The sequence below is a fragment of the Niveispirillum sp. SYP-B3756 genome, from assembly GCF_009495745.1.
In the GTDB taxonomy this organism is placed as follows: Bacteria; Pseudomonadota; Alphaproteobacteria; order Azospirillales; family Azospirillaceae; genus Niveispirillum.
In genome coordinates, this window is record NZ_WIDQ01000008.1 from 40,528 (window position 1) to 67,480 (window position 26,953).

Here is a 26,953-nt window from a genome sequence, read left to right on the forward strand (position 1 = left end):
TCATGGATGATCGCATCGTTCCCTTTCCCGGCACGGGCCGGCGTGCTCAGGCCCCGGCGGCAGCGGTGCGCACGGCACCGCCGCGCCTGCTGCTGCCCGATGCGCCAGCCATTGTGGTGGGGGCGCGCGGGGTCACCTGGGTGACGCCGGACGGTGAAGTGGAGCTGATCCCGCATGATGAGGCGGCGTACCGGCTGAAACATAACAGCGTCATCCTGGCCCATGGCCGCGCCGTGGCGCGGCGGCTGCGCGCGGACCGGATGGCCGATGCGTTCGATCTGCTGGAACTGTTCGCCTTTGTCCGCCCGGCCCGGTTCTGCCTGCCCACGCCCAAGGGGCTGGCGGAAGCCACGGGCCAGCCGGTGCCCCAAGATGCGGAGGCGGAGGCCCTGTCCCTGATCGACAGCGCCCGCATCCTGTTAGGCGAGTTGGCAGAGAATAACCGGCCAGAACCCGACGGCGAAAAGCGCAAGCAATTGCGGGAGAAATCCGACCCGGCCGGCATCGGCTGGTTCATGGGGCAGGCCGGCTGGACCTGGGCACCATCGGTGATGGCAGCATTGGGCCTGCCGCACGGGCCAGGGAATGACCGGGCGCGGCGTGGCCTTATGGTGTGGAACGGCTTGAAGGAATGGCAGGCCGAAGCGCCGGAGCCGCCACCCGGCCATTTCCCGGTGGAACCGAGCGAGGCGCGGCGGCGGCTGGCCGAACTGGTGGCCAGCGGTGCCGCTTCCGAACCGCGCCCGCAGCAGGCCGATTATGCCAGTGCGGTGACATCCGCCTTCACCCCACGTGATGAACAGGGCGTGCCCAATCTGGTGCTGGCAGAGGCCGGCACGGGCGTGGGCAAGACGCTGGGCTATCTGGCCCCGGCCACCCTGTGGGCGGAAAAGAACAGCGGCCCGGTGTGGATATCCACATATACCCGCCAGCTTCAGCACCAGATCGACAAGGAACTGGACCGGCTGCACCCGGACCCGGTGATCAAGGCGCGCAAGGTGGTGGTACGCAAAGGGCGGGAAAATTACCTCTGCCTGTTGAATCTGGAGGAAGCGACCAACATCGCGCATACCCAGCCCGCCTATGCCATATCCATGGGGCTGATGGCGCGCTGGGCGGCAGCGACGCGCGATGGCGACATGGCGGGCGGGGATTTCCCCGGCTGGCTGGTGGATCTGTTGGGCAAGGGCCGCACCATGGGGCTGGCTGACCGGCGCGGCGAATGCGTCTATAATGCCTGTGCCCATTATACCCGCTGTTTCATTGAAAAAAGCGTACGCCGTGCCCGCAAGGCCGACATCGTGGTGGCCAACCATGCTTTGGTCATGGTGCAGGCCGCACTGGGCGGCGGGGATGATGCCTATGTGCCCACCCGCTATGTGTTCGATGAAGGCCATCATGTGTTCGATGCCGCCGACAATGCCTTTGCCGGCCATCTGACGGCGACGGAAACGTCGGAACTACGGCGCTGGCTGCTGGGGGCGGAGGTGTCGGGCCGCAGCCGGGCCCGGGGCCTGCGCCGCCGGGTGGAAGATCTGGTCGGCGGCGATCAGACATCGCTGGAATTGTTGCAGGAAATCCAGCAGGCGGCCCAGGTGCTGCCCGGCGATGCCTGGCCGCAGCGCGTCCATGGCGGGGAGCCGAAGGGCGTGCTGGAACAGTTCCTGTCCCAGGTGCGCGGGCAGGTGCTGGCCCGCGCGCAAGGGGTGGATAACCCCTATAGCCTGGAAACCGACTGCCGCCCGGTGATCGATACGCTGCTGGAAACGGCCCTGGAACTGGATGTGGCCCTGGCCAAGCTGGCCATGCCGCTGGAAAAACTCTCCGACCGGCTGCGGGAGATGCTGGAGGAGGAATCGGATGAGCTGGACAGCGAAACCCGCCGCCGCATGGACAGCATCTCCCGCGCGCTGAAGCGCCGGGCGCAGAATGAGGTGAATGGCTGGCGGCTGATGCTGCAAAGCCTGAAGCAGGAGGCCCCGCGCAAATATGTCGACTGGTTCGGCATTGAGCGGGTGGAGGGACGGGATTTCGATACCGGCATGTATCGCCACTGGATCGACCCGACCATTCCCTTTGCCGATACGGTGGGGGCGGTGGCCCATGGGCTGGTGCTGACCAGCGCCACGCTGACCGATGGCACCGGCGACGTGGAACAGGACTGGCAGGCAGCATCGGTGCGCACCGGGGCCAACCATATGGGCGCCCTGCCGCTGCGCGCCGCCGTGCCCAGCCCGTTTGATTATGCCGGCCAAACGCGGGTGCTGGTGGTCAATGACGTGCGCAAGGATGATCTGGGCCAGGTGGCTGCCGCTTACCGGGAACTGTTCCTGGCGGCGGGCGGCGGCGGCCTGGGCCTGTTCACCGCCATCCAGCGGCTGCGCGGCGTGCATGAACGCATCGCGGAGCCGTTGGAGGATGCCGGCATCCCGCTGCTGGCCCAGCATCTGGACGGCATGGATGTGCCCACGCTGGTGGATATTTTCCGAGGTGAGGAGGATGCCTGCCTGCTGGGCACCGATGCCGTGCGCGACGGGGTGGATGTACCGGGCCGCAGCTTGCGCCTGATCGTCTTCGACCGGGTGCCCTGGCCCCGGCCCGATATCCTGCACAAGGCGCGGCGCAATTATTTCGACAAGGTGGCGGGCCGGCGCGGCTTTGATGACATGATCACCAGGTTGCGGCTGCGCCAGGCCTTTGGCCGGCTGGTGCGGCGGGCCAATGATGTCGGCGTCTTCGTGCTGCTGGACCCGATGATGCCGACAAGGCTGGCCGGTGCCTTCCCGGAGGGGGTGGAGATTCAACGGGTCGGTCTGGCCGAGGCCGTGCGCCAGACGCGGGCATTTTTACACCCTCACCCCCTGGCGGTGGAGGAAGGGGGACGGGGTTGAATGTCTGATGCCAGCTTGGGATCAGACACTTTGGTCTCATACCAGCGGCTGAAAATATTGACCGTCAGTCAATATTTTCAGCACCTCAGGCGCCGGCGCCAACATCCGTTGGCTTGGCTTCACGCGGCACGTGCCGCGCGGCGGCAGTCGCCGCCGTACCAACGGTCATGAATTATGACCGTTGGTCTCAGACGCCGGGCACCGCCATCTGCGGCGTGGATCAACCGGCTTTTTCCAGCGTTGCACTGGACAGGTCGGGTGGGGCGTACCACCCTTGGATCAGCGTTGAAAAAAGACAGGGGCGGGACACGGGATGGAATGGGTGCAGCTCTCTGTCGCCATGTCGCTGGACGGCCATATTGATGCGGCGAATGGTGAAAGACTGGTGCTTTCCAGTGCGGAAGATTGTCACGATATGCACGCTGCCCGCGCCGCCTGTGACGCCATTCTGGTGGGGGCCGGTACGCTGCGCCGCGACGATCCGCGCCTGACCGTACGCTATCCTGAACTGCTGGCCCAACGCTGCGCTGCCGGCCTGCCGGATCAGCCAGCCAAGGTTGTGCTGACCCGGTCCTGTGATATCGATCCCGATGCCGGCTTTTTTCACAATGGTGGCCGCAAGCTGGTGCTTTGCCCACAGAGCAAGCAGGCAGCGCTGCGGCAAAGGCTGGGGGACCGGGCAGAGGTGGTTGGGTTGGCCGATGATGGTGTCGCCAATATCCTGGCAGCCTTGCGGTCCTGCGGCATCCGCCGCCTGTTGGTGGAGGGTGGCAGTCAGGTGCTGACACAGTTCCTGGCTGCCGGCGCCTTCCACCAGTTGCGACTGGCCATCGCGCCTTTTCTGCTGGGACAATCGACAGCTCCCCGCTTGGCCGGGCCCGCGGACTTCCTGCATGGGCCGGATCGGCGCCTGCGCCTGCTGGCCACCCGCAACTTGGGCAATGTGGCGGTACTGGATCTGCTGAACGAAACACCGGTTCTATAAGAAGCTGCGATGAGTGGCCCTCATCGCAGCCTGCCCGGTCTGAGGGCAGCATTGATCAGGATCTGTGGTCCTGATCAATGCACGTTAGCTATCAGCGCTCGATTTGCAGATAGCTGACCGGCAGCAGATCCCAGGGGAAATAGATCCAGGTATCCTGGCTGACCTCGGTGATGAAAGTATCCACCAGCGGCCGGCCAGCCGGCTTGGCATAGAGCGTGGCGAAATGCGCATGGGGCAGCAGCTTGCGCACATAGGCCGCTGTCTTGCCGGTATCGACCAGATCGTCGATCAGCATCCAGTCCTTGCCGCCATCGGTCACGGCGTCCGGCGCCTTCAGCACCTGGATGTCACCCTGGGTCTTGTCGTCATAGCTTTTGACCGAAATGGTTTCCACCACCCGGATATTCAGTTCGCGGGCGATGATGGCTGCCGGCACCAGACCGCCACGGGTAATGGCGATGATTCCCTTCCACGGGCGCTGCTCCGACAGGCGCCAGGCCAGGGCCTTGGCGTTACGGTGCAGCTCTTCCCAGGTAACGGGGAAATTCTTTTGCGGATCGGTGATCTTGTTGCTCAAGGGGGTCTTCTCCTGCGGATTAGCCTGACTGATAGCTGATGCCGGGGCAGTCGGCAACGCGTGCTGAACAAAATCGCGTGTGCCATGCAATTTTCCTATTGCCTTCCCCGATGCCATCCATTACAAGCGGCGACCTCACCGGACGATGCCTCACGGGGCAGCGGCGGTGAAGAAAATGGAAGTACAGTGCGCCCGTAGCTCAGCTGGATAGAGCACCAGACTACGAATCTGGGGGTCAGAGGTTCGAATCCTTTCGGGCGCGCCATTTCCGGTTTTCTTCATCAGAAGGTGATGTGTTGGCGATGCGCCCGTAGCTCAGCTGGATAGAGCACCAGACTACGAATCTGGGGGTCAGAGGTTCGAATCCTTTCGGGCGCGCCATTTTCCCTGAAAATCACATTACCGATATTCTTTGTGGTACGCAGCGGCGCGCATATTGCGCTGAACGTATTAAATTCCCATTGCTGACTTGGTTGCAAAAACGACGATGATCAGGGCCACCAGGAAGAGGCCCAACGCGATCGGCAGGACAAGCCTCGGCTTTACTCCGTTCACCGGCTTTGTCTCGCCGCGCAGCGCGACGGCCGATACCGCCAGGGCGATACCCAGCACCGTACCGATCCATTCCAGTGTTGCCAGAAGCGTCGACATTGGATTGGGCGGCACTGGGAAGATGCGGCCGATATCGAGCAGATAGACGGCGGTGAAAGCAAGACCGGCAAGCCCTGCCCAGACACGGCCTTTGCCGGTTTTCATCAGGAAATGAACGAGCACGAGGCTCCCCAGACCGAGCACGGTCAAAAACACGTTGAACGCGAGCAATACAGCCGCAGGATAGGCGCTGAAATCGCGTGTTTCAACAAAACCTCCGGGCACCATCAGTGCCAAATTCACCGCGGAGGCGATGAGGAGGACAGCGGTGAAATAGCGTGAGCCTGACATGCGACGAACTCCTCATGATGAGGCGGCAGGCTGTGCCGCTGCGCTGGCGCCCGCGTCCGTCGCGAGCATTGCGATGAAAAGGGTGGAAACCCGGCGGTTGAGTGCAAGCGCGCTATCCTGATCGAGCCCCTGCACGTTCAGGGCAAACCACTGGTCGACTTCGCGCGCCGCCGCGAAAACGATATTTGTCAGAAGGGCGAGGGGCAGATCGGAGCGAACGGCCCCAAGTCGCTGCCCGTTTTCGATCAACCGACACAATCGACCGTGCAAGCGCTCCAGCAGGTCCGCGACGGCATCCTGTGCCATCGCATCCCGATAGATGCCGCGCCCCAGTTCAGCCAGGCGCTCATTGCGCTGGAGGACCGCTGTTACGTTGCCGAAAAGCACCGCGATCTGCCGCCAATACTCTGCCACGGAGCCCAGTTCGGTAAACTGGGCGTCAAGCAAGCTGGAAAACTCGTCGAATGAGCGTTCGATAACGGCGCGGTAGAGCTCGCCCTTGTCGGCGAAATAGTAATAGGCCTGTCCCTTGCTAAGATTGGCACGCGTGAGAATTCGATTCAGCGACGCCGCCTTGAAGCCGAATTCCCTAAATTCCTCCTCGGCGATATCAAGCCAAACCGTGCGCTGCGCGTCGGGGAGCTTTTGCAATCTCTCCCGGGCATGAAGGCGATGATTCATTGGAAGGTCCACAAGTCCATGGCCACAAGGACGCTTTAGACTGATGGTCTAAAATTGTCCAGCGGTATGGCAGGCGATAGCCTGGCTGCGGCAATACGCTCTACACCACGGCATTATCCAGATGCGGATGCCGGCAGCGATGCAGGGCGGCGCGCAGGGCGTTGGCGAAATCCTGGCGTTCCGGTGGGGACAGTGCCCGCCCCACCACCAGATGCCGCCCATGGGAAGACAGCGTGATCTGGCTGTGATGGCTTGGCGGTTCTTCCAGGCTGACGCGCAGCCAGGTGGGCTGGAAACTCCAGCGCAACCGCCGCTTGGCCTGCACCCGTTCCACCAGCAGCCGGCTGCTGGTGAGTTCCACCCGTTCATAATCGGCCGCACTGCGGTAACTGGCCTTGAAGGCCAGATAGAGCAGCAGCACATCCAGCCCCATGAAGCCGACGATCGGCCAGGCCCCACTGAGGAAAAAGGCCAGCCCCACGGCCGTGCTGGCCGCCGCCACACAGGCCATCAGGCGGCGAAACCCCTTGGGGCCGAGGCTGCGATGGGGATGGATGGTGGCATGGAAAAACACATGCTCCTCCACCGGGGTCAATGTCTCCCCGGCGCTGGCATCCCTGTCCGGTGGGCGGGAAAGATCGGGCGCTGCATCATTCATCAGGCCAAAATATAGCGGAGCGATATTCCAGGGCAACGGGGATAATTGCGGGTACCGCCGGGGCTGGCTATGGTGCCCCTCACCCCCCGTGACCGCCCCCGGATGCCAGCCTTGAAGCGCGCCGCCATCGACGAATTTTTCCGCCGCCTGTCCGCCAGCAACCCGCATCCGCAGACAGAACTGGCATATTCCAACCCCTATACGCTGCTGGTGGCGGTGGTTTTATCCGCCCAGGCCACCGATGTGGGGGTGAACAAGGCAACAAAGGCCCTGTTCGCCCTGGCCGACAACCCCGCCGCTATGGTGGCACTGGGTGAGGCCACGGTGCGCGACCATGTGAAGACCATCGGCCTGTTCAAGACCAAGGCCGCCAATGTCATCCGCCTGTCGCAGATATTGTTGGAAAAACATGGCGGGGAGGTGCCGAAGCGGCGGGAGGATCTGGAGGAATTGCCGGGTGTGGGCCGCAAGACGGCCAATGTGGTGCTGAACACCGCCTTTGGGGAGCCGACCATCGCCGTCGACACGCATATTTTCCGCGTCTCCAACCGCACCGGGCTGGCGCCGGGCAAGGATGTGGAGGCGGTGGAACAGGCCCTGCTGAAACGGGTGCCCAAGACCTATCGGCTGCACGCCCATCATTGGCTGATCCTGCATGGCCGTTACATCTGCAAGGCCCGCAAGCCGGATTGCCCCGTCTGCCCGGTGCACGACCTCTGCGATTACCCGGCCAAGACGCTGGCGAGGGAGTAGCAGCCCGCCTAAAGGTTAAGCTTTAGGCGGGTTGAAGGCCGGCGACTGCCGGCCCGCGGGCACGTGCCCGCGTAAGCCAAGGGCGCGGATGCGCCCGCCCGGCGACTGAGGGAACGCGAAATCTCCCTTGATCGTTCCGATCAAGGGAGATTGGTAGAATAGCAAACGGCCGGCCCGATAAGGGGCCGGCCGCTTCCTGGACCATTTGATGGGGGTGCCACGGCACCCTTGATAAACGACGCCCGATCAGAAGGCGTAGGTCAGGGACGCCACAAAGCGCGAATCGGCGTTCTTGTCGCCCTTCACGTCGGTGTCGATATACTTCAGATCAACGGTGAACGGCGCGAACTTCAGGGCCACACCGGCGCTCCAGTCCTTATAGTCGGTGCCGTTTTCCAGCTCGTTGAAGCCGATGGCGCTGTTGATCGAGATCATGTCGGTCACAGCAAAGCTGAAGCCCGGCGACAGGTACCAGGCATTGCCGCCCGCCGTGCCGAAGAATTTCGGCGAGTAATAGACCTTGCCGGTCAGGGTCAGCTTGTCGATGGCATAGGCCAGATCCAGACCCGCCTCGAAATAATCATACTTCAGGTCGCTGTCCGCACCCGGATAGGTATAGTAGAGGGCGGTGACCGTATAGGTCAGGTTATCCACCGTGTTGGTATAGCCACCGAACACGTCCAGCTCGACATCGGCATCGGTGCCGAAATCGACATTGGAGCCCCAGGCGCCAACGAAGAAGCCGCTTTCATGGTTGACGGTCAGGCCGGCCTGGAAGGCGGGGTCTTCACCCGTCTGGCTGAAGCCACGGAACACGTAATCAGAGGTGATGGCGGCGGAGCCGGTGAAGGTGAACGGGGATTCAGCCTGGGCCGCGGACGCGCCGGCGAACATCAGGGCAACAACGGCCGTGGAGGCGAGCAACCGGGAGAAACGCATGAACCACTCCATTATGAGGCATTATGTTTAGGGTCCGTCCGCACAACAGCAAAAGCGATGCCAGTTTGCCGGAGACCGGACCCAGACAACCGAAATATGTAGGTTTGTTCACGGAACGGCCAGATACCGTTATATTGCTGTGCAACAATCCCGCCGACTGTTGCAAAATAAATACGCAGTTGCGCCAAACCTGCCTAAATTATGAACGTTTGCACATAAAAGCACAGGCCGCCTTGTGGGGCGGCCTGTGCGGATAACCAGATCGGGTATAAGGCCCGGATCAGATGTAGTAAGCCTTCAGCGGTGAGAAACCGTTGAAATTCACCGCACTATAGGTGGTGGTGTAGGCGCCGGTTGCCAGAATGGTCACCTTGTCGCCGATCTTCAGGCTGTCCGGCAGGTGATATTCCGCCTTTTCATAGAGCACATCGGCACTGTCGCAGGTGGGGCCGGCCAGGATCACCGGGGCGGCCGGGCCATCGCGTTCCGTCTGGATCGGATACTTGATGGCCTCATCCATGGTTTCCGCCAGGCCACCGAACTTGCCGATATCCAGATAGACCCAGCGCTTGTCGTCATTGGCCGATTTGCGGGAGATCAGCACCACTTCGGACTGGATGATGCCGGCATTGCCCACCATGCCACGACCGGGCTCGATAATGGTTTCCGGGATGCGATTGCCGAAATGGCGACGCAGGCTCTCATTGATCGCCTCGCCATAGGCCTGGCTGGTCGGCACATCCTTCAGATAACGGGTGGGGAAGCCGCCCCCCATATTGACCATCTTCAGGGCAACGCCCTTCTCTTCGCAGGCGCGGAAAATTTCCGCACAGGTGGCCAGTGCGATATCCCACTGGCGCAGGTCGCGCTGCTGGCTGCCGACATGGAAGGAGACGCCATAGGGCACGACATTCATGGTCGCTGCCTGCAGCAGCAGTTCCTTGGCCATGGCGGGTTCACAGCCGAACTTGCGCGACAGCGGCCAGTCAGCCCCTTCACCAGAGGTCAGGATACGGCAGAAGACGCGGGCCCCCGGCGCATGGTCGGCGATCTTTTCCAGCTCTTCAATGCTGTCAAAGGCGAAGAGATTGACACCCAGCTGGTGGGCGGTGCGGATATCGGCTGCCTTCTTGATGGTATTGCCGAAGGAGATGCGATCGGCCGAGGCGCCGGCCTCCAGGCAATACTGGATTTCCGGCACCGATGCCGTGTCAAAGCAGGAACCGGACTGCGCCAGCAGGCGCAGGATTTCCGGGGCCGGATTGGCCTTCACGGCATAGAAAATCCGCGCGTCCGGCATGGCGCCGGCCAGCTTGGCATAATTGTCATGCACGACGTCGAGATCCACCACCAGGCAGGGGGTGGCGGGGGACTGTTCGGCAAAGAAACGGGCGATCTTCTCGGTCATCGCGGACTCCGAGGCCAAGCAAATTGGATGATGTCGGGTGGAAAAAACAGTGACAGCCGGACCCATCCCGGGTCCGGTTCCGCTCAAGCGTGCCGCAACGGCCGGCCCAAGCGGGTCAGATACTGGTCACAGAACCAGCAATGCCCCGCACGCCATAGGCCGGGAGCTGACTGAAAAGACGGAGAAGGGTAGGCACGGCGGGCCCACCGACAACAACAAGTACCATCGTAGCCTCCAATTCGCCGCCTTGCTTAAGGGACGGACGAGGATACGCGTTACGTCGTTGCATAACCCCACCGGGTCGACGGCTCCGTCATCCACCTTTATGTGCTTTCATCCTTGAAAGCGGGCGGCGACGGGTGTGGGGGCCATAGGCACGTGCGCTGCGAATGCGCGCTATATAGGGCCGAAGCCCGTGAGGATAAAGCGCTTTTTTGTGTCGGTTCGATTAAATTCTGCAGATCAGGGACGCAGGCGATTCAAATCAAAATTTCGCCACTTTCGCCGCGCATTTTTATCTCACGGGCCGATCAGCTCAGGTTCTGGGAAATGCCGATGCGTTTTGAGACACCCCGTCTCGGCCGCCCCCAGGTGCCCCCCTCAGCGGATCAGCCCTTGTCAAAACCGGTTCTGCCCCGAACCGGTGATATTCTCGGCCACCGCAGATGCCCCCGCGGTGGCCGTTTTCTTTGGCGGATTTCCTGGCATCCGCCCTGCCCTTTCTGGCATCGTGCGGCCCCGACCCCGCTGCCGGAGTGACCGATCATCGTGCGTGCCGCCCCTTCCCCCACTGCCGCCGCTTCACCGGGCGCCTTGCTGGAAGCGCGCGCGCTCACCTGTCTGCGCGGGGCCCGGCTGGTTTTCACCCAGCTGGAATTCAGTCTGGCTGCCGGCGGGGCGCTGCTGCTGGTCGGCCATAATGGCAGCGGCAAATCCAGCCTGCTGCGCCTGCTGGCCGGGCTGTCGCGCCCCTTTGCCGGCGGGCTTTTCTGGCAGAACAGCCCGATTGCCGAGGATATGGAGGCGCACCGCGCCCGGCTGCGCTATGCCGGCCACCAGGATGCGGTGAAGCCGGCCCTGACGGCGCTGGAAAATCTCTGCGTCTGGGCCGGGCTGGACGGATTGCCCGATGCCACGGGCCGGGCGCAGGCCGCCCTGGCCCAGGTGGAGCTGTCGCATATCGCCGACATGCCCGGCCGCTACCTGTCGGCCGGGCAGAAGAAGCGGGTCAATCTGGCCCGGCTGGCCCTGGCCCCGGCGGCCCATGCGCCCCTGTGGTTGCTGGATGAACCGGCCACCGCCCTGGACCGCGACTCGGTGGCGCGGCTGGCCGCCCTGATGGCGCGGCACCGGGGGGATGGCGGCATGGTGGTGCTGTCCACCCACAGCGCCATCGATCTGCCGGGCGCCCAGGTGCTGGATGTCTCCCTGTTCAGCGCCGATGCGGACGATGCCGATGGTGATGATGCAGCCGATGGGGAAGCGGCATGAAGGCGATCTGGCATCTGCTGCGCCGGGAATTGCGGCTGGCCCTGCGCCAGGGGGCCGATGCCGCCATGGCCGTGCTATTCTTCGTGCTGTGCGTGGTGATGTTCCCCTTCGGCATCGGGCCGGAGCCGGGCATCCTGGCCCGCATCGCGCCGGGCGTCATTCTGGTGGCGGCCCTGCTGGCCTCCCTGCTGTCGCTGGACCGGCTGTTCCAGGCCGATCATGAAGATGGCAGCCTGGAACTGCTGGCGCTGTCCCCCCCGGGGCTGGAGGCGGTGGCGGTGGCCAAGCTGGCGGCCCATTGGCTGGTGACCGGCCTGCCGCTGATCCTGGCCTCCCCCCTGCTGGCCCTGTTCCTCAACCTGCCGGCCGAGGGTTTTCCCATTCTGCTGCTGGCGCTTGCCATCACCACGCCGTTGCTCAGCCTGATCGGCGGCGTGGGGGCGGCGCTGACGCTGGGGGCGCGGCGCGGGGGGGTGCTGCTGCCGCTGCTGGTGATGCCGCTATACATCCCCGCGCTGATCTTCGCCGCCGCCGCCATCGATGCCGCCCTGATGGGCCATAGCGCCCGGCCGCATCTGCTGTTGCTGGGCGGCTTGCTGGCCGGGGCGGCCACGCTGGCCCCCTTCGCCGTGGCCGCCGCCCTGCGCACGGCCCTGGATTGATGGCCCCCGTCTATATCTTTGGGATATAGTACCCCCCATTACGGCTTGCCCGAAAGGCAGGGTTCCCATAAGGTCGATTTCCCGGCCGGAACCGCCACCAAACCTGATTGTGGTGAGTACATCTCAACAGGTTCAGCGATGACGGGGTCTGGAATCAAAGGGCCGCCATGGCTTTACCGGCCATGGCACAACAGGCCCGGCCAAACGCTGACGGGGGGGGTGATTTGCTGGGTTTCTTCACACGCAGCGAACAGGTCATCATTGTCGATGACGATCACGTCCGTTCCGTCACCATCGGTCCCCGCCAGCGCCTGCGCCCGGCGCTTTATGTCGGTCTGGCCCTGCTGGGCATGGTGGCCGCCCTGGGCGGCTGGATCGGTGTCAGTGTCAGCCTGGATCACAGCCGGAGAAACATCGCCAATGTGGAGCAAGGGGCCGATACCCTGGCCCGCCAGCTGGCCGAAAGCCGCGACCAGCTGTCCCGTATGGCGGAGGAGCTGGACAATGCCCGCGATGCCCTGAACACCGCCCTGGCGGAAGAACAGGAAGCCCGCACCCGCATCGATGCCGCCTTCAATGCCCTGGCAGAGGCGGAGCAGCCGGGGGCCAAGCCGCTGCGCCAGGTGCTGCTGGCGGCGCGCGCGGAGCTGGCCCCCCTGCGCATCAAGGGGGAGGAGGGCGGCAGCCATCTCAGCGCCGCCGAACAATCGCTGGCCGCCATCACAGAGGCCAGCGAGGAATTCGCCACCCGCCGCGCCCAGGCCGCCGCCGCCGCGCTGGAACTGTCCATCGGCGGGCTGTCGCAGGAAGAAGGCAATCTGCCCACCCTGCTGCTGGCCAGCAGCGGCCTGTCCCGTGCCCTGGCGGAGGCGCAGGCCGATGCCCTGCGCCGTTATGGCGAAGCAGAGGCCGCCAAGGCGGAGCGCGATGCCATGGGTGTGCGGCTGGCCGCCGCCGAACAGCGCATGTCGGCCGTGGCTGCCGGTCAGGTGGCCTTGCTGTCCCGCCTGAACGGCCACGCCCAGCTGCGTGTCGGGATGCTGGAAAGCGAGCTGAAGGGCACCGGCATCAATCTGGAAAAGGTATTGTCCGCCATGACCGACCAGCCGGCCGCCAGCGGGGGCCCGCTGGTCGGTCTGCCTGCGTTGCCGGAGGCGGCCCTGCCACCGGAAGCGGTGGCCGCGCTGCAGCAGCTGGAATCCAGCCTGGACCGGCAGGCCAAATTACGTTCCCTGGGTAATTACCTGCCCCTGACCCCGCCGGTGGATAATTTCTACACTTCCAGCGGTTTCGGCAGCCGGCGCGATCCCTTCAACAATGAATGGGCCACCCATACCGGGCTGGATCTGGTGGCCCGCGAGGGCTCCCCCGTCACTCTGCCCGCCGCCGGCAAGGTGGTGGCCGTCACCTTCGATGACGGCTATGGCCGCATGGTGGAGGTGGATCATGGTTTCGCCGTCCATACCCGCTATGCCCATCTGGGCAAAGTGCTGGTGAAGCAAGGCGACATTCTGGACCCCGGCAGCCAGATCGGCACGCTGGGTAATAGCGGCCGCAGCTCCGGCCCGCATCTGCATTACGAGGTGCTGCTGGAAGGCAAGCCCGTCGATCCCCTACGCTTCATGGAGAAAAGCCGGCATGTTTGCGAAGGTTAAGGAACGCATTGAGGCCGGCACCCGCCCCGGCAACAGCCCGTCTGGCAATGGCAGCAATGGCGGTCCGGGGGCCGCTGAACGCAAAGCCATCCCTTCCATCATCAGCCGCGACATGGTGATCACCGGCGATCTGGACACGCCCGGGGAACTGCATGTGGAAGGCAGCATCCGGGGGGATGTACGCTGCGCCCGGCTGATCATCGGCGCCACCGGCAGCGTACAAGGCCACATCTTCGCCGCTACCGTGCGCATCCATGGCCGGGTGCAGGGGGAGATCAATGCAGAGGAAGTGTTCCTGCTAAACGGCTCCACCATCAGTGGTGATGTGGTGCAGACCATGCTGGAAATCGCCCCCGGTGCCAGCTTTGAAGGGGCGGTGCGCCGGCGCGGTGCCGATGCCGCCCCCCGGATGCTGGCCGCCCCGGTGGCACCACCGGAAACACGGATCGACGCTGCGGAGCCGGCGGCAGCGACCGATGCCGGAATCCCCTCCCCTGAACCTGAGGTTGCCGGGGCGTCGCTGACTGAAGCCGCGGCTGCCCTTGTCGCGGCGGACAAGGAGCCAGTGCCGGTCAAGCTGTCAGAGACCAGCGAAGGGGACCGGCCCGCCCAGCCTAATACCAATCTCCCTTGATCGTGACCGATCCAGGGAGATTTTGCGTTCCCTCATGCGCCGGGCGCTGCCATCCGGCGGCTTGGTATCAATCAAAGGCGAAGGCATCCATTGCCAGAATGACCCGATCGGTGCTGCTGTGCAGCAGCCGGGCCGGGATGCCGGGCGTGCCCGCCCCCATGGCCACAAACAACGGCAGCAGATGTTCTGTCGTCGGGTGATTGCGCCGCGCCTCCGGCGCCTGGCGCAGCCAGTCCAGGGCGGCATCCTGGCGGCCTTCCAGCAGCGCGCCGCGCATCCAATCGGCAAACTGGTTGACCCAGTCCGGCACCGGCGCATCCGGGGCCTGATAGCGCATTTCCATCAGATTATGGGTGAAGCTGCCCGAGCCCAGGATCAGCACACCCTCATCGCGCAGCGGGCGCAGGGCGGCACCGATGCGGGCGTGCCAGCCGGCATCCCGGTCCGGCTGCACGGAAAGCTGTGTCACCGGAATATCGGCGTCAGGAAAGGCCAGGGTCAGCGGTGTCCAGGCGCCATGATCCAGCCCCCGGTCGGCACTGCCAAAAGCGCGGATGCCGGCCTGGGCCAGCAATTCCCCCGCCCGGCGCGCCAGGGCCGGCGCGCCGGGGGCCGGATAGCGCATGGCGAACAGGGCGGGTGGGAAGCCCCGGAAATCATGGATGGTCGCCGGCTGCTCCGCCAGCGACAGGGCCGGTTCCGGCGTCTCCCAATGGGCGGAAATGGCCAGAATGGCCTGCGGCCGGGGGAAAAGTTCGGCCAGACGGCAGAGGAAATGGTGGGCCGGGGCGTCCTGTTCCAGCGCCAGCATGGGCGAACCGTGGGAAATGAAAATGGCTGGCAGGCTGGACATGGAAGGCACGGGCCCCTTGGCTGAATCAATGATCCGGCCAGGATGGCACAGGCAAGCAGGGCGAAGCACTGACGGCCATCACAGCGGGAACGCTGAATGGGCCAAGGCACCGGAAAATTCGGGGAGAATGGTGGGCGCGGGTGGAATCGAACCACCGACCTCTCGCTTATCAGGCGAGTGCTCTAACCCCTGAGCTACGCGCCCCCGTCCGCTGATGCAGCGGGGAAAATGTGCCGCCGAAAATGGAAAAAGCCGGCAGGTGGCCGGCTTTCGCAGCACCGGAGAGGGGGATGGTGGGCGCGGGTGGAATCGAACCACCGACCTCTCGCTTATCAGGCGAGTGCTCTAACCCCTGAGCTACGCGCCCCTCTCGTGGAGCGCGGTGATAGAGATATGGAGGCCAAGTGTCAAGTCTATTTCAGCAGACAGCCGGTTGCATGGGCCCTCTGCATCCAGGGCAGGGGGTGGCGGATCGCACCGCACAATCCTGACAAGCCCCCCAGATTGCCGCCCCCAACCCATGATGGTAAAGAAGATCAGCGGTAAGACGGCACGCAGCCACCAGGGGCAGGCGACGGGAATCGGAATGGGCGATCACGGAGCAGAGCCGGGCAGGGCCGGGCATATATGGCGGGCCGCCGCCCAGGGGCTGGCCCATCTGGACCGGGTGCTGATCGCCGCCTTGGGCTTGGGCGCGCTGCTGGGTGCTGTGCTGCTCTGGTGGCAGATTAATGGCCGTATCCACGCGCTGGAATCGGTACTGACCAATCAGATCCGTCTGCGGGCCAGTGCCATTGATGTGCAGATTCAGGCTGCCCAGGGCCATCTGGAGGCCTTGCGGCAGCGCGCCGAACTTTTCTATGCTGAATATCCGGCGCCGGCGGAGATGCCGCAAGGCAGCCTGCTGACCGCCTTTCTGGCCAGCAATCCCGGCAATGACCCGACTTTGCCCTATTCGCTGGATCGGCTGCCGCCGCCCTATCTGACCAGCCAGATCGGCAATCTGATCGCCCTGTCGGCCGAAGATGCCGCCCAGCAGCCGGAAATTTCCCGCGCTGATGCGGGGGCCTGGCGGCAGGAAGCGGCGATGATGGTGCAGCTGCTGCCGCTGATGGCCGTGACCCAGAAAGTGGTGCCGGAGGTACGGCGCCTGCTCTATATCTCCCGCGCCGGTATGGTGGCGCTGCACCCCTGGGTGCGCAGCGACGAGACGGACCTGCTGCTGCAGCTGGCCACCGCCCCGGCCTTGCGCCATGCCGGCCCGTCACTGAACCCGCAGGGTGGCCCGGTCTGGACCCTGTCCGCCCCCGATCAGCCGGACAGGATGGTCACCCTGTCCCTGCCGCTGACCCTGGAAGGGCGGTTTCTCGGCAGTTTCACCCTGGATGTACCGCTGGCCGGCATCCGGGAAAAGCTGGGATCGGTGATCCGGACCGATGCCGCCATGCTGCTGGTGGATGGCACTGGCCATATCATCGCCAGCAGCCAGGACGGACCGGCACCCGCCCTGCTGGATGATGTGCTGCCGGGCGGCATGGACCGGCTGGCCGGCGGGGGGGCGCTGCATGGCTTCAACCAGCCCTTCGCCGTCAGTGCAGCGCTGAAATCCGCCCCCTGGCACATGGTCTATGTCGCCCCGCCTTTCAGCCTGCTGCTGGTGGCTATGCAGGATGTGGTGATTTCGGTGCTGGGCTTCGTCGCCTCGCTGCTGGTGATGCTGTTCATTGTCCGCCGGCTGATGCAGCGGACGCTGAAGCTGCGCGATCAGGCGGTGCAGGCCGAACGCGATGCCCGCGCCGCCGCAGAGCGCGCCTTGACCGATCTGCGCGCCGCCCATGATGAGCTGGATTTCCTGAACCGGGAAAAGACCCGCTTCTTCTCCCTAGTCTCCCACGATCTGCGTGGGCCGTTCAACAGTATGTTGGGCATGACCCAGGAACTGGCCGACCACGCCCCGCGCATGTCGGCGGAAGATACGGCCGATTTCGCCCGCACTGTGCATGACATGGCGCGCAAAGTATTCGATCTGCTGGAAAACCTGCTGCAATGGTCACGGGTGCAGATGTCGGGGACGCCCTTTGCCCCCAAGGTCTTCCCGGTGCGCGATGTGGTGAGCGACGCGGTCCGCGATGTGGCCTCGGCCGCTTTGGGCAAGGATATCCAGATTCTGGACGCGGTCGGCGAACGCTGGGTGCTGGCCGACCGCACCATGGCGCTGGCCATCCTGCGCAACCTGTTGATGAACGCCGTAAAATTCAGCCATCCGGGCGGGGTGGTGCATGTCACCTCCCGTGCCCAGGGGGACCGGCTGGAAATCGCCGTGACCGACAAGGGAATCGGCATCGAACCGTCGCAACTGGAACTGTTGCTGCGCGCCGGCCCCGGTGCCAGCCGCCCCGGCACCCAGGGCGAAACCGGCACCGGCCTGGGTCTGACCCTGGTGCGCGATCTGGCTTTGCGGCATGGCGGTGAACTGCGTCTGGAAAGTGAACCGGGCCGTGGCACCATCGCCAGCTTCACCCTGCCCCTGTCAGCCGATCCGGCTGAAACCCGGCGGCTGGCCGCGACGGTGGATTAGTATATTACCAATCTCCCTTGATCGTGACCGATCCAGGGAGATTTTGCGTTCCCTCAGGTGCCGGGCGGGGGCTTACGCGCCACGAGGTGCTGAGCCGGCGGTCGTACATGCTTGGCCGATGCGCAAACGTTGCCCCCCTGCTCTTCCGCTGCCAGTTGGGCGGCCAGCCCTTCACGATAGGTCGGATACAGCAACCGATAACCCAGGTGCCGCACCAGCCGGTCGTTGCGCACCTTGCGATTGTCGGCATAGAAGCTGGCCGCCATCGGCGACAGCGCATCGGATGTGAAGGGGACCAGCAGCGGCGGCTCCACCCCCAGCAGCCGGGCGGCATATTCCACCACATCGGCCCCGCTGGCCGGTTCGTCATCCACCACATTCAGCGCCGTGCCCGGTTCCGGCCGGGCCATGGACAGGGCCAGGGCACCGGCAATATCGGCCACATGAATGCGCCCGAACAGGTGGCCCGGCTTGTCCACCCGGCGCGCCGTGCCGGTACGTAGCGCATCAATGGCACTGCGCCCAGGCCCATAGATGCCGGGCAGACGGTATATCTGCACCCGCACGCCCTGTTCACGCCAGAGCGACAGCCATTCTCCTTCCGCCGCCACCCGGCGCCGGCCGCGCTCACCCGTGGCATTCAGGGGGGAGGTTTCATCCACCCAATCCCCGCCCGTATCACCATAAACCCCGGTGGTGGACAGATACCCCGCCCAGCGCAACCCGGCCACGCGGGCAATGTCAGCGCCATGGGCCGCAAGCACGGGATCGCCACCGCCCGCGTCTGGCGGAACCGAGGAAAGGATATGCGTCACCCCCTTCAGGGTCGCCGTCGCATCGGCCAGCGGCTGGCCGGGGCCGAATAGAAACGGTTCCACCCCGGCATCGCGCATCCGCATCGCCTTTTCCGGTGTGCGGGTGGTGCCGGCCACCTGCCAGCCTTGACGCAACAACATGTCGGCCAGCCAGCCGGCGCTGTAGCCAAAGCCGAAAATGAACAGGCGGCCGGGGGCCGGATCGTTGAAAGGTGCCGACATTGGATCTTTGCTACTGGACAGACAGCACGGGATGAGGATTTGTACCGCGTCATGATGAGAAAGCCCACCCTCGCCGCCGCCCTTGCCGGGCTTTGCCTCACGGCCACCCTGCCGGCCCTGGCGCAGCAACCCGTCTTCGCCAACCGCACCGCCTGTCTGGCCCGCGCCGATGCGCTGCCCGATTTCGCCTATGAGGAGGCGAAGCTGTGGGAGCGCCAGGGCGGGGCCGCCGATGCACGGCTTTGTCAGGCGCTGGCGCTGATGCTGCGGGCCGACTGGGCGCTTGCCGCCCCGGCGCTGGAGGCCTCTGCGCGCGAACTGACAAAGGAACCGAACGCGGCGCGCGCCGACCTCTGGGCCCGCGCCGCCCTGTCCTGGACCAATGCCAAGAAGCCCGATCAGGCCGATTCCGCCTATGCCCAGGCATTGGCGCTTCTGCCGGACAATGTGCAGATCCTGATGGATCGGGCCATTTTCCGCGCCGGGCAGGAGCGTTATTGGGATGCCATCACGGATTTGGACAAGGTGATCGAAAAGGCGCCAAAAATGTCTGAGGCTTGGTTGCTGCGCGCGCAGGCACACCATGTGCTGGCGCTGGACAGCAAGGCCAAGACCGATGTGGAAATGGCCCTGAAACTGTCCCCACAGAGTGGGGAGGCCTTGTTGCTGCGCGGCAATCTTTATGCCGATGCCGGCATCGGCATAAAGGCCAAGGAAGATTGGGAGAAGGCCCGCCGTGTCGCCCCCGGCACCGCCGCCGCCGCCAATGCTGCTGAAAACTTGGCCATGCTGGCTCGGCTGGAAACAGAGGCCAAGGAAAAAGCGCGGACGCAGGAAAAGAAGCAGAGGCAATAGAGTTATACCAATCCCCCTCACGCGCCGGGCGCTGCCATCTGGCAGCTTGGCTCACGCGCCCATGGGGGTGCTGAGCCGGCGGTAGCCAGCCTCCAATCCGCCAAGGGTCAAACCCTCGGCGGATTGGCATTAACCTTTTATTCATCTGCCGCGAAAATGCCCTGATCCCGACCAACTGCGACCAAGTCCAGACTGTTTCCTGATCCCTGTCAGCGCCCCGGCCCCCGCCGCCAGCCAACAGGAGGATCGACCGATGCAAGCCCTTCTCCGTCGCAACGACCCCGCGCGTCAGAAATTTTCCGCCCTCATGCTGTTGCTGGCCACGCTGGCGCTGATGCTGGCCTGCGCCCTTGCCGCCGGCAATGCCCGGCCCAACCTGGGGAACCATGGCTTCAGCACCCACACGCTGTTGGCCAGCAATGGCACAGCTGGGCTGGACGATGGCACCATCAAGGCAGAGATGACGGCCAAGGCACTGGGCACGGCCGACCGGGCCTGATCACGGAACCGGTGATATCGACCGGCCTGTCCCTTGCGCCCCAAAAGGCCGCCGGTATCGCCGCCAGCAGGGGCCATCCGTAACGGGATGGCCCCTGCTTTATTTTTGACAACCGCCCTGCCCCGACGCCGTTCAGCCCTGATTGCCCGGCGGGCGCCAGCGGCTGTCCGGGGGCGGCAGGTCGGGCGTGTCATCGCCGGCGCCCGTGCCGGGGCGCTGCACCTCTATATAATCGGCATCGATCACGGTGGTGGTGCGGCGGGTGCCCTGGGCATCGGTGGCACTGGCCGACATGTGCATCTTGCCTTCCTGCATCAATTTGCCCATGCGCCGGAACATGGCCCCTCGCACGGGCGGCAGGAACAGCAACAGGGCCAGGATGTCGGTCAGAAATCCTGGGATCAGCAGCAGGATGCCGGCCAGCGCCAGGCAGAGCCCGTCAAACGCCTCCTGCAGGGGCGGCTGGCCCGCCTGCAGCCGACCCTGGGCCTTGCGCAGGGCCCCCAGCCCCTGGCGCTGCAACAGCAGAATGCCCAGCACACCGGACAGCAACACCAGCAGCACCGTGTTCAGGGCGCCGATCTGGCCGCCCACCCAGGCGAATCCAGCGATTTCCATCAGGGGCAGCAGCAACAGGGGTAACAGGAAACGCATGGGCTCCTTGCTCTTTCCGGGGTCAAGGCCTATCTACAATGCTAACATCTGTGACAGGCACCCCGTTTGACCGGGTTATGGGCGAAGACATCCTTGATGGGTTGTCCGCGTCCGACAAGGTTTAAGTAAGGGGCCGACCCGTCCGATTGAAGGCCTGTCGTGAAATGGACCCGATCTGGATGACAGGCGTTATGGCATTGGCACTTAAAGTGGATGGTTCATGATGAACGGAGGAAGCGTCTTGCTGGAAATTGTGATTTTCGCGGCGGTCGCGGCTTTCTTCATCTATCGGCTGCGCAGCGTGCTGGGCCGCCGCCATGGGGAAGAGCGGGAACGCCCCAACCCCTATGTGCAGCGCCCGGGTGACAGCGTGCCGGCGGCAGAGGCTGACAATGTCATCCCCTTGCCGGATCGCCGCCCGCTGGAACCGGTCAACTTCCCCGATGACGGGCCGATTTCGGTGGCCGATGGGGTGCGCCAGATCCAGTCTGCCGATGCCAATTTCAACGAAAAGGGCTTCCTGACCGGCGCACGCGCCGCGTTTGAGATGATTGTCGGCGCCTTTGCCGCCGGCGACACCCCTACCCTGCGCCCGCTGCTGGCCGATGACATCTATGACCAGTTCGCCACCGCCATCCACCAGCGCCAGCAGGCGGGTGAGGTGCTGGAAAGCCGCATCCACAAGATTGACAGCGTGGATTTGACGGAAGCCCATATGGATGGCCGCACCGCCATCTGCACCGTCACCATCACCAGCTTCCAGACCCATGTGACCCGCGATTCCGCCGGCACCATCGTGGAGGGCAATCCCGCCACCCAGGAAGAGGTGGTGGATATCTGGACCTTCCAGCGCAATACCCGCGCCAGCAACCCCAACTGGCTCTTGGTGGAAACCCGCACCCCCGGCTGACCCAGCCCCCGCCGCCCGCCTGTTCCCATACCTGATCCCGCCGGGGTTTGCTGATGCGTCGTCCGTCCCGTCTGTCGCTGGCAGGCATCGCCGTTGCCTTGTCCGTCGCCCTGCTGTCCGGTTGCGCCCAGGCACCGCAACAGCCGCCTAAGCCCGGCGCCACCCCCACCGGCCCGGCCGTGCCGGAGGCACCGCCGGCCAAGCTGACGCTGAAGCCGGCGCGCTTTACCGATCTGCCCGGCTGGGCGCAGGACCGGCAGGCCGATGCCATCCCCGCCATGGTGAAAAGCTGCGACCGGCTGCTGCGCCAGCCGGCTGAGCGTGCGCTGGGGCCGGATGGGATGCTGGGCCGCATCGCCGACTGGCAGGCCCCCTGCGCCGCGCTTTCCAAGCTGAAACCGGGTGACCATGCCGCCGCCCGCACCTGGGTGGAACGCTGGTTCCAGCCCTTTGTCGCGGGCAATAATGGCGACAGCCAGGGCCTGTTCACCGGCTATTATGAAAGCGCCCTGCGCGGCAGCCTGAAGCGCCAGGGGCCGTACCAGACCCCGCTTTACAAGCGTCCGGCCGATCTGGTGATGGTCGATCTGGGCGAATTCCGCCCCAACCTGAAGGGCGAACGCATCGCCGGACGGGTGCAGAATGGCCAGTTGAAACCCTATGATGACCGCAAGGCCATTGATGCCGGATCGCTGGCTGGCAAGGGGTTGGAACTGCTTTATGTCGATAATGCCATCGATGCCTTCTTCCTGGCCATCCAGGGATCAGGCCGGGTGACCCTGCCCGACGGGCGGGAAATCCGCGTCGGCTATGACGGGCAGAACGGCCGTCCCTATGTCGCCATCGGGCGGGAGCTGGTGGCGCGCGGGGCGCTGACCAAGGAACAGGTCTCCATGCAGTCGATCCGCGCCTGGCTGGATGCCAATCCCACCCAGGCCGTGGCCCTGATGCAGAGCAACCCGTCCTATGTTTTCTTCCGCCAACTGGAAGGTGAAGGTCCGATCGGCGCGCAGGGCGTGGCGCTCACCCCCGGCCGGTCGCTGGCGGTGGATCGCAGCTTCGTTGCCTATGGTGTGCCGCTATGGCTGGAGGCGGAAGACCCGCTGAACAGCAGCACCAGCATCCGCCGCCTGATGGTGGCCCAGGATACGGGCGGCGCCATCCGTGGCCCCGTGCGCGGCGACGTGTTCTGGGGCCATGGCAAGGATGCCGAAACCCGCGCCGGCCTGATGAAGAGCAACGGGCGTTACTGGCTGCTGCTGCCACGCAGCGTGGCAGTGCCGGTAAGCTGAGACGGCTGGCCCGGCGCCTAAGGGCGCAGAAAAATATCAAAGGGCATGAGACATGCCCCTTGATATCACTGCGACGATCCGTCGCGGGCAAAGCCGATGGCGGCACGCATCAACCGCTCCAAGTCGCGGATACGTTCGGCCTGTTTTGCCTGCAACAACTGCTCCGGCGTCAGTGCCGGTGCCGGATTATCCACCTGCACGCGACGGCCCCCGCCGGCCATATCGTGCCCATCATCACCCTCTTGCCCACGCATTTTCCGCTAAACCCCTGGAATTCCAACATTCTGCCGGCAATTATCCCACCACCCCCATCCGGCAGGACCTATGCTGTTCCTATTGTCGGGCAGGAACGGCCGGCAGGCAATTCTCGACAATGGTATAACAGGCGTCGCGGTCATCCTGATCCGGGGTGAAAAACAGGCTGGCGACCTTGCCATCCCGCACGGTGAAGGTGGCCTCGCAGCCATCGCGCGGGCGGCTGCCCACCGGCAGGCTGATGCCCAGCCCGCCACCGACATGCCGCCCACCGCCGCCCAGGCCAATCTGCACAGAGGAACCTTCCTTCTGCCCGGCAGTGCGTTGATAGACATAGACGCGCGCGCCATCGGCGGCCGTGCCCTGGCGGTCGGGCACCCCGGCACAGGAAAACAGCGCCGTTTCCGCAAGCCCGGCCAGCTGCGAAGGGGCGGTGGCCCGTACATCCGTTCTACCGGCACAACCACCCAGCAGCGCCAAGGCCAGTACCACCCCGCCAAACCTGATCGCAGAGATCATCTTCCGCCAACTCCCGCAAAAGAAAGCCGCCCCATCCAGGCAGATGGGGCGGCAATAGGCAAAGGGCAATATTAAGAAATTTCCCTCAGGCGCCGGGCGGTCAGAAGCCCCCGCTATACACCTTGTCCAGCGCCGCTTCATCGAAGGCGTAGGTGGCGTTGCAGAATTCGCAACTGACCCGCACCTCCCCCTCGACACGCAGATCGTCCAGTTCCGACCGGTCCAGGCTGCGCAGCACATTCTCCACCCGCTCCCGCGAGCAGCGGCAACCGGCCCGCAGCGCAGTTCGGTCGTAAATGCGCGGCGCCTCCTCGTGGAACAAGCGGTAGATCAGGTCATTGGCTGCCAGCCCGCCATCCAGCAATTCCGCCGCCGTTACCGTATCCAGCAGGATGGCGGCGCGATTCCAGTCTTCATCGCGGCTGCCCTGCAGATGTTCGGCCATCACACCCGCCGTTTCCGGCGGCAGGGCCTGCAGCATGATGGCGCCGCCGACCCATTTGCCGTCCTTATCCTTGCCCACAAAAGACTTGATGGCGGTGGCCATCTGTTCGGACTGGCGGAAATAATGGCGCACGGCGTCGGCCATGGCGGCACCGCGCAGTTCCACAATACCCTGATAGCGTTCGGTATGTTCGCCCTGGTCCACCGTGAAGGCAACATAGCCGGAACCCAGCAGCGACCCCAGATCGGCCTGGAAGCCCTTATGCACCATCTGCGCCGCCAGCCGGTCGGCATCGAAGCGGGCATAGCCGCGCATATCGCCGACCGAGGTGACGTCGGAGACGGTATAGGCAACCGGCCCGTCGCCCTTGGTCTGCAGGGTGAAAATCCCCTCATATTTCAGGGCAGAGGCCAGCGTTGTTGCCAGCAGGATGGTTTCCGCCAGCAGCGGCTGCACCTGTTCGGGATAGGCATGACGGGTCAGAATCTCGTCCAGCGCCGGACCCAGCCGGACAAAACGCCCCCGGAAGGAGGCGCTGTCGAGCTGGAAGGGCTGGACGATATCGAACTCGGACGAAACAAGATCGGTATCGTGGCGGGGGCCGCCCGCCACGGGTTCACGCGAAGTCATCGGTCAAGGCACCAGGTCAGAATGCCCTTCTGGGCGTGCATACGGTTCTCCGCCTCATCCCAGACCGCCGATTGCGGCCCGTCGATCACGGCGGAGGTCACCTCCTCCTCCCGGTGGGCCGGGAGACAATGCATGAATATGGCGTCTTTTTTCGCCAAACCCATGACATGGGCGTTGACCTGATATGGCTTCAGCAGATTGTGACGGCGCTGACCGTCCTTATTATGCATCGACACCCAGGTGTCGGTGACAATGGCATCGGCATCCGCTGCCGCCACTTCCACATTACGGGTGATGCTGACGCGGCCATTATGCTGGCGCACCCAGTCCATGGTTGCGGCCGGGGGGGACAATTCCTCCGGACAGGCGATGCGCAGTTCGAAATCGAACAGCACCGCCGCATGAATCCAGCTTTCACAGACATTATTGGCATCGCCGGTCCAGCAGACCACCGCATCCTTGATGGAACCCTTGCGTTCCTCAAAGGTCAGGATGTCGGCCATGATCTGCACCGGATGCGAGCTGTCGGTCAGCCCGTTGATCACCGGCACGCTGGCAGCCGCCGCCATCTCCTGCAGCTTCGCCTCATGATCGGTGCGCAGCATGATGATATCGACATAGCGGGAGAGCACGCGCGCCGTATCGGCAATCGTCTCCCCATGGCCCAACTGGATTTCCTTGCCGGTCAGGCAGATCACCTCACCGCCCAACTGGCGCATCCCCACCTCGAACGAGACGCGGGTGCGGGTGCTGGGCTTTTCGAAAATCAGCGCCAGGGTCTTGCCCAGCAGCGGCTTTTCCGCACCCGCCCCGCGCTTCATCGTGGCGGCACTGTCCAGCATCCGGCGCAGGCTGGCCAGATCATGCTGGTGGATATCCAGAAAATGGCGAACCTGGCTCGTGGAACCCATTATGCGAACTCCCGGCAGGTCTTTTCCAAGATGTCCATCGCTTCGGTCACTTCCTTTTCGCCGATGGTCAGCGGCGGCAGGATGCGCACCACATTATCCGCCGCCCCCGCGACCAGCAGGCCATTTTCACGCAGGCGGGTCACCATATCGGCATAATTCACCACGCATTTCAGGCCCAGCATCAGGCCCTTGCCGCGTGCCTCCACCAGAACGGTGGGATAGCGGGCCACCAGTTCATCCAGCTTGCCCTTCAGCAGGTCGCCAACCTGGGTGACATGCTCCAGAAAGCCGGGCGCGGTGATGACATCCAGCACGGCATTGGCCACGGCCATGGCCAGTGGGTTGCCGCCAAAGGTGCTGCCATGGGTGCCGGGCACCATGCCGGTGGCGGCCTTTTCCGTGGCCAGGCAGGCACCGACGGGGAAACCGCCGCCAATGCCCTTGGCAATGCACATCACATCCGGTTCGATGCCGGCCCATTCATAGGCGAACAGCTTGCCGGTACGGCCGACGCCGGTCTGGATCTCATCGAACACCAGCAGCAGGCCGAATTCATCGGCCGCGGCGCGCAGGGCCTTCAGATATTCAACGCTGGCCGGGCGGATGCCGCCTTCGCCCAGAATCGGTTCCACCATGATGGCGGCCGTCTCCGGCGTGATGGCGGCGCGCAGCTCGTTCAGATTGCCGAAAGACACCTGATCGAACGCATCCAGCAGCGGGCCGAAACCGCCCACCATCTTTTCCGACTTGGCGGCGGCGATGGCGGTGGTCGAACGGCCATGGAAGGCCCCGCCCACCACGATGAAGCGGGTCTTTTCCGGGTGGCCAGTATCATTATGGTACTTGCGCACCGTCTTCACCGCGCATTCCCAGGCTTCCACGCCGGAATTGGTGAAGAACATGGTGTCGGCAAAGGTCAGTTCCTTCAGCCGTGCGCCCAGCTTTTCCTGGCCCGCCACCCGGAACAGGTTGGAGGTGTGCCACAGCTTGCCCGCCTGCTCCGCCAGCTTTTCCACCAGATAGGGGTGCGCGTGGCCAAGGGCGTTCACCGCAATGCCGGCGGTGAAATCAAGGAATCGTCGACCGTTGGTATCCCACAGATAGGCGCCTTCACCCCGTTCGAACACGGTATCGATCCGGGAATAGGTGGGCATCACGACTGGGATCACGGGACATACTCCTGACAGCAGAAAGTGTCGTGGCGGGCGGATTACGCAAACAGTAAATTTCCGCCAGAGC

Annotated in this window: 26 protein-coding genes and 4 tRNA genes; 14 read left to right on the top strand and 16 right to left on the bottom strand. The window is 64.3% G+C overall.

Going from position 1 to position 26,953, the window contains the following annotated elements; all coding sequences use genetic code 11:
• The first annotated feature begins 2 nt into the window (after positions 1-2).
• Both GE253_RS16555 and GE253_RS16560 read left to right on the top strand, forming a co-directional pair.
• Positions 3-2,891 carry an ATP-dependent DNA helicase gene (locus tag GE253_RS16555; protein ID WP_153205260.1) on the top strand — a complete coding sequence of 963 codons (2,889 nt, stop codon included), beginning with the start codon at positions 3-5 and terminating at the stop codon, positions 2,889-2,891.
• A 313-nt stretch (positions 2,892-3,204) separates the two neighbouring features.
• Positions 3,205-3,876: a RibD family protein gene (locus GE253_RS16560; protein ID WP_153205261.1), complete on the top strand. Its 672-nt coding sequence runs from the start codon at positions 3,205-3,207 to the stop codon at positions 3,874-3,876.
• A gap of 91 nt (positions 3,877-3,967) precedes the next feature.
• Here the strand turns inward: GE253_RS16560 and gpt are convergent, their stop codons facing one another.
• Complete coding sequence (gpt, locus tag GE253_RS16565) at positions 3,968-4,453, bottom strand: xanthine phosphoribosyltransferase (RefSeq protein ID WP_247878704.1); 486 nt, start codon at positions 4,451-4,453, stop codon at positions 3,968-3,970.
• A gap of 188 nt (positions 4,454-4,641) precedes the next feature.
• Here gpt and GE253_RS16570 point away from each other — a divergent pair.
• Positions 4,642-4,718, top strand: a tRNA-Arg gene (locus tag GE253_RS16570).
• A gap of 39 nt (positions 4,719-4,757) precedes the next feature.
• Positions 4,758-4,834 (top strand) — tRNA-Arg (locus GE253_RS16575).
• Between the two features lie 69 nt (positions 4,835-4,903).
• On the opposite strand, the gene GE253_RS16580 is transcribed toward GE253_RS16575, so the two are convergent.
• The 3 genes from GE253_RS16580 to GE253_RS16590 all read right to left on the bottom strand — a co-directional run bounded on the left by GE253_RS16580 (position 4,904) and on the right by GE253_RS16590 (position 6,734).
• Positions 4,904-5,395, bottom strand: a complete 492-nt coding sequence (locus tag GE253_RS16580; RefSeq protein WP_153205263.1) for a hypothetical protein — start codon at positions 5,393-5,395, stop codon at positions 4,904-4,906.
• Positions 5,396-5,407: 12 nt separating this feature from the next.
• Positions 5,408-6,076, bottom strand: a complete 669-nt coding sequence (locus GE253_RS16585; RefSeq protein WP_153205264.1) for a TetR/AcrR family transcriptional regulator — start codon at positions 6,074-6,076, stop codon at positions 5,408-5,410.
• 100 nt (positions 6,077-6,176) lie between these two features.
• Positions 6,177-6,734, bottom strand: a complete 558-nt coding sequence (locus GE253_RS16590; RefSeq protein ID WP_153205265.1) for a DUF2244 domain-containing protein — start codon at positions 6,732-6,734, stop codon at positions 6,177-6,179.
• Between the two features lie 69 nt (positions 6,735-6,803).
• Between GE253_RS16590 and nth the strand changes: the two genes are divergently transcribed.
• Positions 6,804-7,487: an endonuclease III gene (nth, locus tag GE253_RS16595; protein ID WP_244559558.1), complete on the top strand. Its 684-nt coding sequence runs from the start codon at positions 6,804-6,806 to the stop codon at positions 7,485-7,487.
• Between the two features lie 246 nt (positions 7,488-7,733).
• On the opposite strand, the gene GE253_RS16600 is transcribed toward nth, so the two are convergent.
• Both GE253_RS16600 and GE253_RS16605 read right to left on the bottom strand, forming a co-directional pair.
• Entirely contained in the window at positions 7,734-8,426 is a 693-nt protein-coding gene (locus tag GE253_RS16600) for a TorF family putative porin (protein ID WP_173012683.1), read from the bottom strand.
• Between the two features lie 280 nt (positions 8,427-8,706).
• Positions 8,707-9,834, bottom strand: a complete 1,128-nt coding sequence (locus tag GE253_RS16605; RefSeq protein WP_153205267.1) for a type III PLP-dependent enzyme — start codon at positions 9,832-9,834, stop codon at positions 8,707-8,709.
• A 768-nt stretch (positions 9,835-10,602) separates the two neighbouring features.
• Here GE253_RS16605 and ccmA point away from each other — a divergent pair.
• The 4 genes from ccmA to GE253_RS16625 all read left to right on the top strand — a co-directional run bounded on the left by ccmA (position 10,603) and on the right by GE253_RS16625 (position 14,276).
• Entirely contained in the window at positions 10,603-11,325 is a 723-nt protein-coding gene (gene ccmA / locus GE253_RS16610) for a heme ABC exporter ATP-binding protein CcmA (RefSeq protein WP_348770882.1), read from the top strand.
• Positions 11,322-11,987 carry a heme exporter protein CcmB gene (gene ccmB, locus GE253_RS16615; protein WP_089288834.1) on the top strand — a complete coding sequence of 222 codons (666 nt, stop codon included), beginning with the start codon at positions 11,322-11,324 and terminating at the stop codon, positions 11,985-11,987. The genes ccmA and ccmB overlap by 4 nt, the downstream gene beginning before the upstream one ends.
• A 224-nt stretch (positions 11,988-12,211) precedes the next feature.
• A complete protein-coding gene (locus GE253_RS16620; RefSeq protein WP_153205268.1) occupies positions 12,212-13,642 on the top strand; it encodes a M23 family metallopeptidase in 1,431 nt (476 codons plus the stop codon).
• A complete protein-coding gene (locus GE253_RS16625) occupies positions 13,626-14,276 on the top strand; it encodes a polymer-forming cytoskeletal protein (protein WP_153205269.1) in 651 nt (216 codons plus the stop codon). Before GE253_RS16620 ends, GE253_RS16625 begins: the two co-directional genes overlap by 17 nt.
• 67 nt (positions 14,277-14,343) lie before the next feature.
• Here the strand turns inward: GE253_RS16625 and GE253_RS16630 are convergent, their stop codons facing one another.
• The 3 genes from GE253_RS16630 to GE253_RS16640 form a co-directional block, all read right to left on the bottom strand.
• Positions 14,344-15,129, bottom strand: a complete 786-nt coding sequence (locus GE253_RS16630; RefSeq protein WP_153205270.1) for a class III extradiol ring-cleavage dioxygenase — start codon at positions 15,127-15,129, stop codon at positions 14,344-14,346.
• A 128-nt stretch (positions 15,130-15,257) separates the two neighbouring features.
• Positions 15,258-15,333, bottom strand: a tRNA-Ile gene (locus tag GE253_RS16635).
• A gap of 87 nt (positions 15,334-15,420) precedes the next feature.
• Positions 15,421-15,496, bottom strand: a tRNA-Ile gene (locus GE253_RS16640).
• 219 nt (positions 15,497-15,715) lie between these two features.
• Between GE253_RS16640 and GE253_RS16645 the strand changes: the two genes are divergently transcribed.
• A complete protein-coding gene (locus GE253_RS16645; protein WP_173012684.1) occupies positions 15,716-17,707 on the top strand; it encodes an ATP-binding protein in 1,992 nt (663 codons plus the stop codon).
• A gap of 53 nt (positions 17,708-17,760) precedes the next feature.
• Here the strand turns inward: GE253_RS16645 and GE253_RS16650 are convergent, their stop codons facing one another.
• Positions 17,761-18,744, bottom strand: coding sequence for an SDR family oxidoreductase (locus tag GE253_RS16650; RefSeq protein WP_247878705.1), 984 nt, complete (start codon positions 18,742-18,744; stop codon positions 17,761-17,763).
• Between the two features lie 51 nt (positions 18,745-18,795).
• Here GE253_RS16650 and GE253_RS16655 point away from each other — a divergent pair, with 51 nt between their 5' ends.
• Together GE253_RS16655 and GE253_RS16660 are read left to right on the top strand one after the other, a co-directional pair.
• Positions 18,796-19,599 carry a hypothetical protein gene (locus GE253_RS16655; protein WP_153205272.1) on the top strand — a complete coding sequence of 268 codons (804 nt, stop codon included), beginning with the start codon at positions 18,796-18,798 and terminating at the stop codon, positions 19,597-19,599.
• Between the two features lie 253 nt (positions 19,600-19,852).
• Positions 19,853-20,098 carry a hypothetical protein gene (locus tag GE253_RS16660; protein ID WP_153205273.1) on the top strand — a complete coding sequence of 82 codons (246 nt, stop codon included), beginning with the start codon at positions 19,853-19,855 and terminating at the stop codon, positions 20,096-20,098.
• A gap of 132 nt (positions 20,099-20,230) precedes the next feature.
• Here the strand turns inward: GE253_RS16660 and GE253_RS16665 are convergent, their stop codons facing one another.
• Positions 20,231-20,752 carry an FxsA family protein gene (locus GE253_RS16665; RefSeq protein WP_153205274.1) on the bottom strand — a complete coding sequence of 174 codons (522 nt, stop codon included), beginning with the start codon at positions 20,750-20,752 and terminating at the stop codon, positions 20,231-20,233.
• Between the two features lie 220 nt (positions 20,753-20,972).
• Between GE253_RS16665 and GE253_RS16670 the strand changes: the two genes are divergently transcribed.
• Positions 20,973-21,662: a Tim44/TimA family putative adaptor protein gene (locus GE253_RS16670; protein WP_348770883.1), complete on the top strand. Its 690-nt coding sequence runs from the start codon at positions 20,973-20,975 to the stop codon at positions 21,660-21,662.
• A gap of 53 nt (positions 21,663-21,715) precedes the next feature.
• Positions 21,716-22,954, top strand: a complete 1,239-nt coding sequence (locus GE253_RS16675; protein WP_153205275.1) for a murein transglycosylase A — start codon at positions 21,716-21,718, stop codon at positions 22,952-22,954.
• A 65-nt stretch (positions 22,955-23,019) separates the two neighbouring features.
• Here the strand turns inward: GE253_RS16675 and GE253_RS16680 are convergent, their stop codons facing one another.
• From GE253_RS16680 to GE253_RS16700, 5 genes are all read right to left on the bottom strand, one after another.
• On the bottom strand, positions 23,020-23,208 hold the full coding sequence (locus GE253_RS16680) for a hypothetical protein (protein WP_153205276.1): 189 nt from the start codon (positions 23,206-23,208) through the stop codon (positions 23,020-23,022).
• A gap of 79 nt (positions 23,209-23,287) precedes the next feature.
• Positions 23,288-23,728: a hypothetical protein gene (locus GE253_RS16685; RefSeq protein ID WP_153205277.1), complete on the bottom strand. Its 441-nt coding sequence runs from the start codon at positions 23,726-23,728 to the stop codon at positions 23,288-23,290.
• Between the two features lie 100 nt (positions 23,729-23,828).
• Entirely contained in the window at positions 23,829-24,803 is a 975-nt protein-coding gene (locus GE253_RS16690) for an Hsp33 family molecular chaperone HslO (protein WP_153205278.1), read from the bottom strand.
• Complete coding sequence (gene argF / locus GE253_RS16695) at positions 24,800-25,714, bottom strand: ornithine carbamoyltransferase (protein WP_153205279.1); 915 nt, start codon at positions 25,712-25,714, stop codon at positions 24,800-24,802. The genes GE253_RS16690 and argF overlap by 4 nt, the downstream gene beginning before the upstream one ends.
• Complete coding sequence (locus tag GE253_RS16700) at positions 25,714-26,883, bottom strand: aspartate aminotransferase family protein (protein ID WP_348770884.1); 1,170 nt, start codon at positions 26,881-26,883, stop codon at positions 25,714-25,716. The genes argF and GE253_RS16700 overlap by 1 nt, the downstream gene beginning before the upstream one ends.
• Positions 26,884-26,953 lie beyond the last annotated feature (70 nt).

Excerpts from the sequence above, each read along its gene's own strand:
- GE253_RS16650 (WP_247878705.1), bottom strand. The coding sequence starts at position 18,744 with ATGTCGGCACCTTTCAACGATCCGGCCCCCGGCCGCCTGTTCATTTTC.
- GE253_RS16645 (WP_173012684.1), top strand. The coding sequence starts at position 15,716 with ATGGGCGATCACGGAGCAGAGCCGGGCAGGGCCGGGCATATATGGCGG.
- nth (WP_244559558.1), top strand. The coding sequence starts at position 6,804 with ATGGTGCCCCTCACCCCCCGTGACCGCCCCCGGATGCCAGCCTTGAAG.
- GE253_RS16675 (WP_153205275.1), top strand. The coding sequence starts at position 21,716 with ATGCGTCGTCCGTCCCGTCTGTCGCTGGCAGGCATCGCCGTTGCCTTG.
- GE253_RS16585 (WP_153205264.1), bottom strand. The coding sequence starts at position 6,076 with ATGAATCATCGCCTTCATGCCCGGGAGAGATTGCAAAAGCTCCCCGAC.
- GE253_RS16630 (WP_153205270.1), bottom strand. The coding sequence starts at position 15,129 with ATGTCCAGCCTGCCAGCCATTTTCATTTCCCACGGTTCGCCCATGCTG.
- GE253_RS16665 (WP_153205274.1), bottom strand. The coding sequence starts at position 20,752 with ATGCGTTTCCTGTTACCCCTGTTGCTGCTGCCCCTGATGGAAATCGCT.
- GE253_RS16690 (WP_153205278.1), bottom strand. The coding sequence starts at position 24,803 with ATGACTTCGCGTGAACCCGTGGCGGGCGGCCCCCGCCACGATACCGAT.
- argF (WP_153205279.1), bottom strand. The coding sequence starts at position 25,714 with ATGGGTTCCACGAGCCAGGTTCGCCATTTTCTGGATATCCACCAGCAT.
- GE253_RS16560 (WP_153205261.1), top strand. The coding sequence starts at position 3,205 with ATGGAATGGGTGCAGCTCTCTGTCGCCATGTCGCTGGACGGCCATATT.
- GE253_RS16580 (WP_153205263.1), bottom strand. The coding sequence starts at position 5,395 with ATGTCAGGCTCACGCTATTTCACCGCTGTCCTCCTCATCGCCTCCGCG.
- GE253_RS16660 (WP_153205273.1), top strand. The coding sequence starts at position 19,853 with ATGCAAGCCCTTCTCCGTCGCAACGACCCCGCGCGTCAGAAATTTTCC.
- GE253_RS16685 (WP_153205277.1), bottom strand. The coding sequence starts at position 23,728 with ATGATCTCTGCGATCAGGTTTGGCGGGGTGGTACTGGCCTTGGCGCTG.
- GE253_RS16590 (WP_153205265.1), bottom strand. The coding sequence starts at position 6,734 with ATGAATGATGCAGCGCCCGATCTTTCCCGCCCACCGGACAGGGATGCC.
- GE253_RS16600 (WP_173012683.1), bottom strand. The coding sequence starts at position 8,426 with ATGCGTTTCTCCCGGTTGCTCGCCTCCACGGCCGTTGTTGCCCTGATG.
- GE253_RS16555 (WP_153205260.1), top strand. The coding sequence starts at position 3 with ATGGATGATCGCATCGTTCCCTTTCCCGGCACGGGCCGGCGTGCTCAG.
- GE253_RS16680 (WP_153205276.1), bottom strand. The coding sequence starts at position 23,208 with ATGCGTGGGCAAGAGGGTGATGATGGGCACGATATGGCCGGCGGGGGC.
- GE253_RS16605 (WP_153205267.1), bottom strand. The coding sequence starts at position 9,834 with ATGACCGAGAAGATCGCCCGTTTCTTTGCCGAACAGTCCCCCGCCACC.
- GE253_RS16655 (WP_153205272.1), top strand. The coding sequence starts at position 18,796 with ATGATGAGAAAGCCCACCCTCGCCGCCGCCCTTGCCGGGCTTTGCCTC.
- GE253_RS16625 (WP_153205269.1), top strand. The coding sequence starts at position 13,626 with ATGTTTGCGAAGGTTAAGGAACGCATTGAGGCCGGCACCCGCCCCGGC.
- ccmB (WP_089288834.1), top strand. The coding sequence starts at position 11,322 with ATGAAGGCGATCTGGCATCTGCTGCGCCGGGAATTGCGGCTGGCCCTG.
- GE253_RS16670 (WP_348770883.1), top strand. The coding sequence starts at position 20,973 with ATGATGAACGGAGGAAGCGTCTTGCTGGAAATTGTGATTTTCGCGGCG.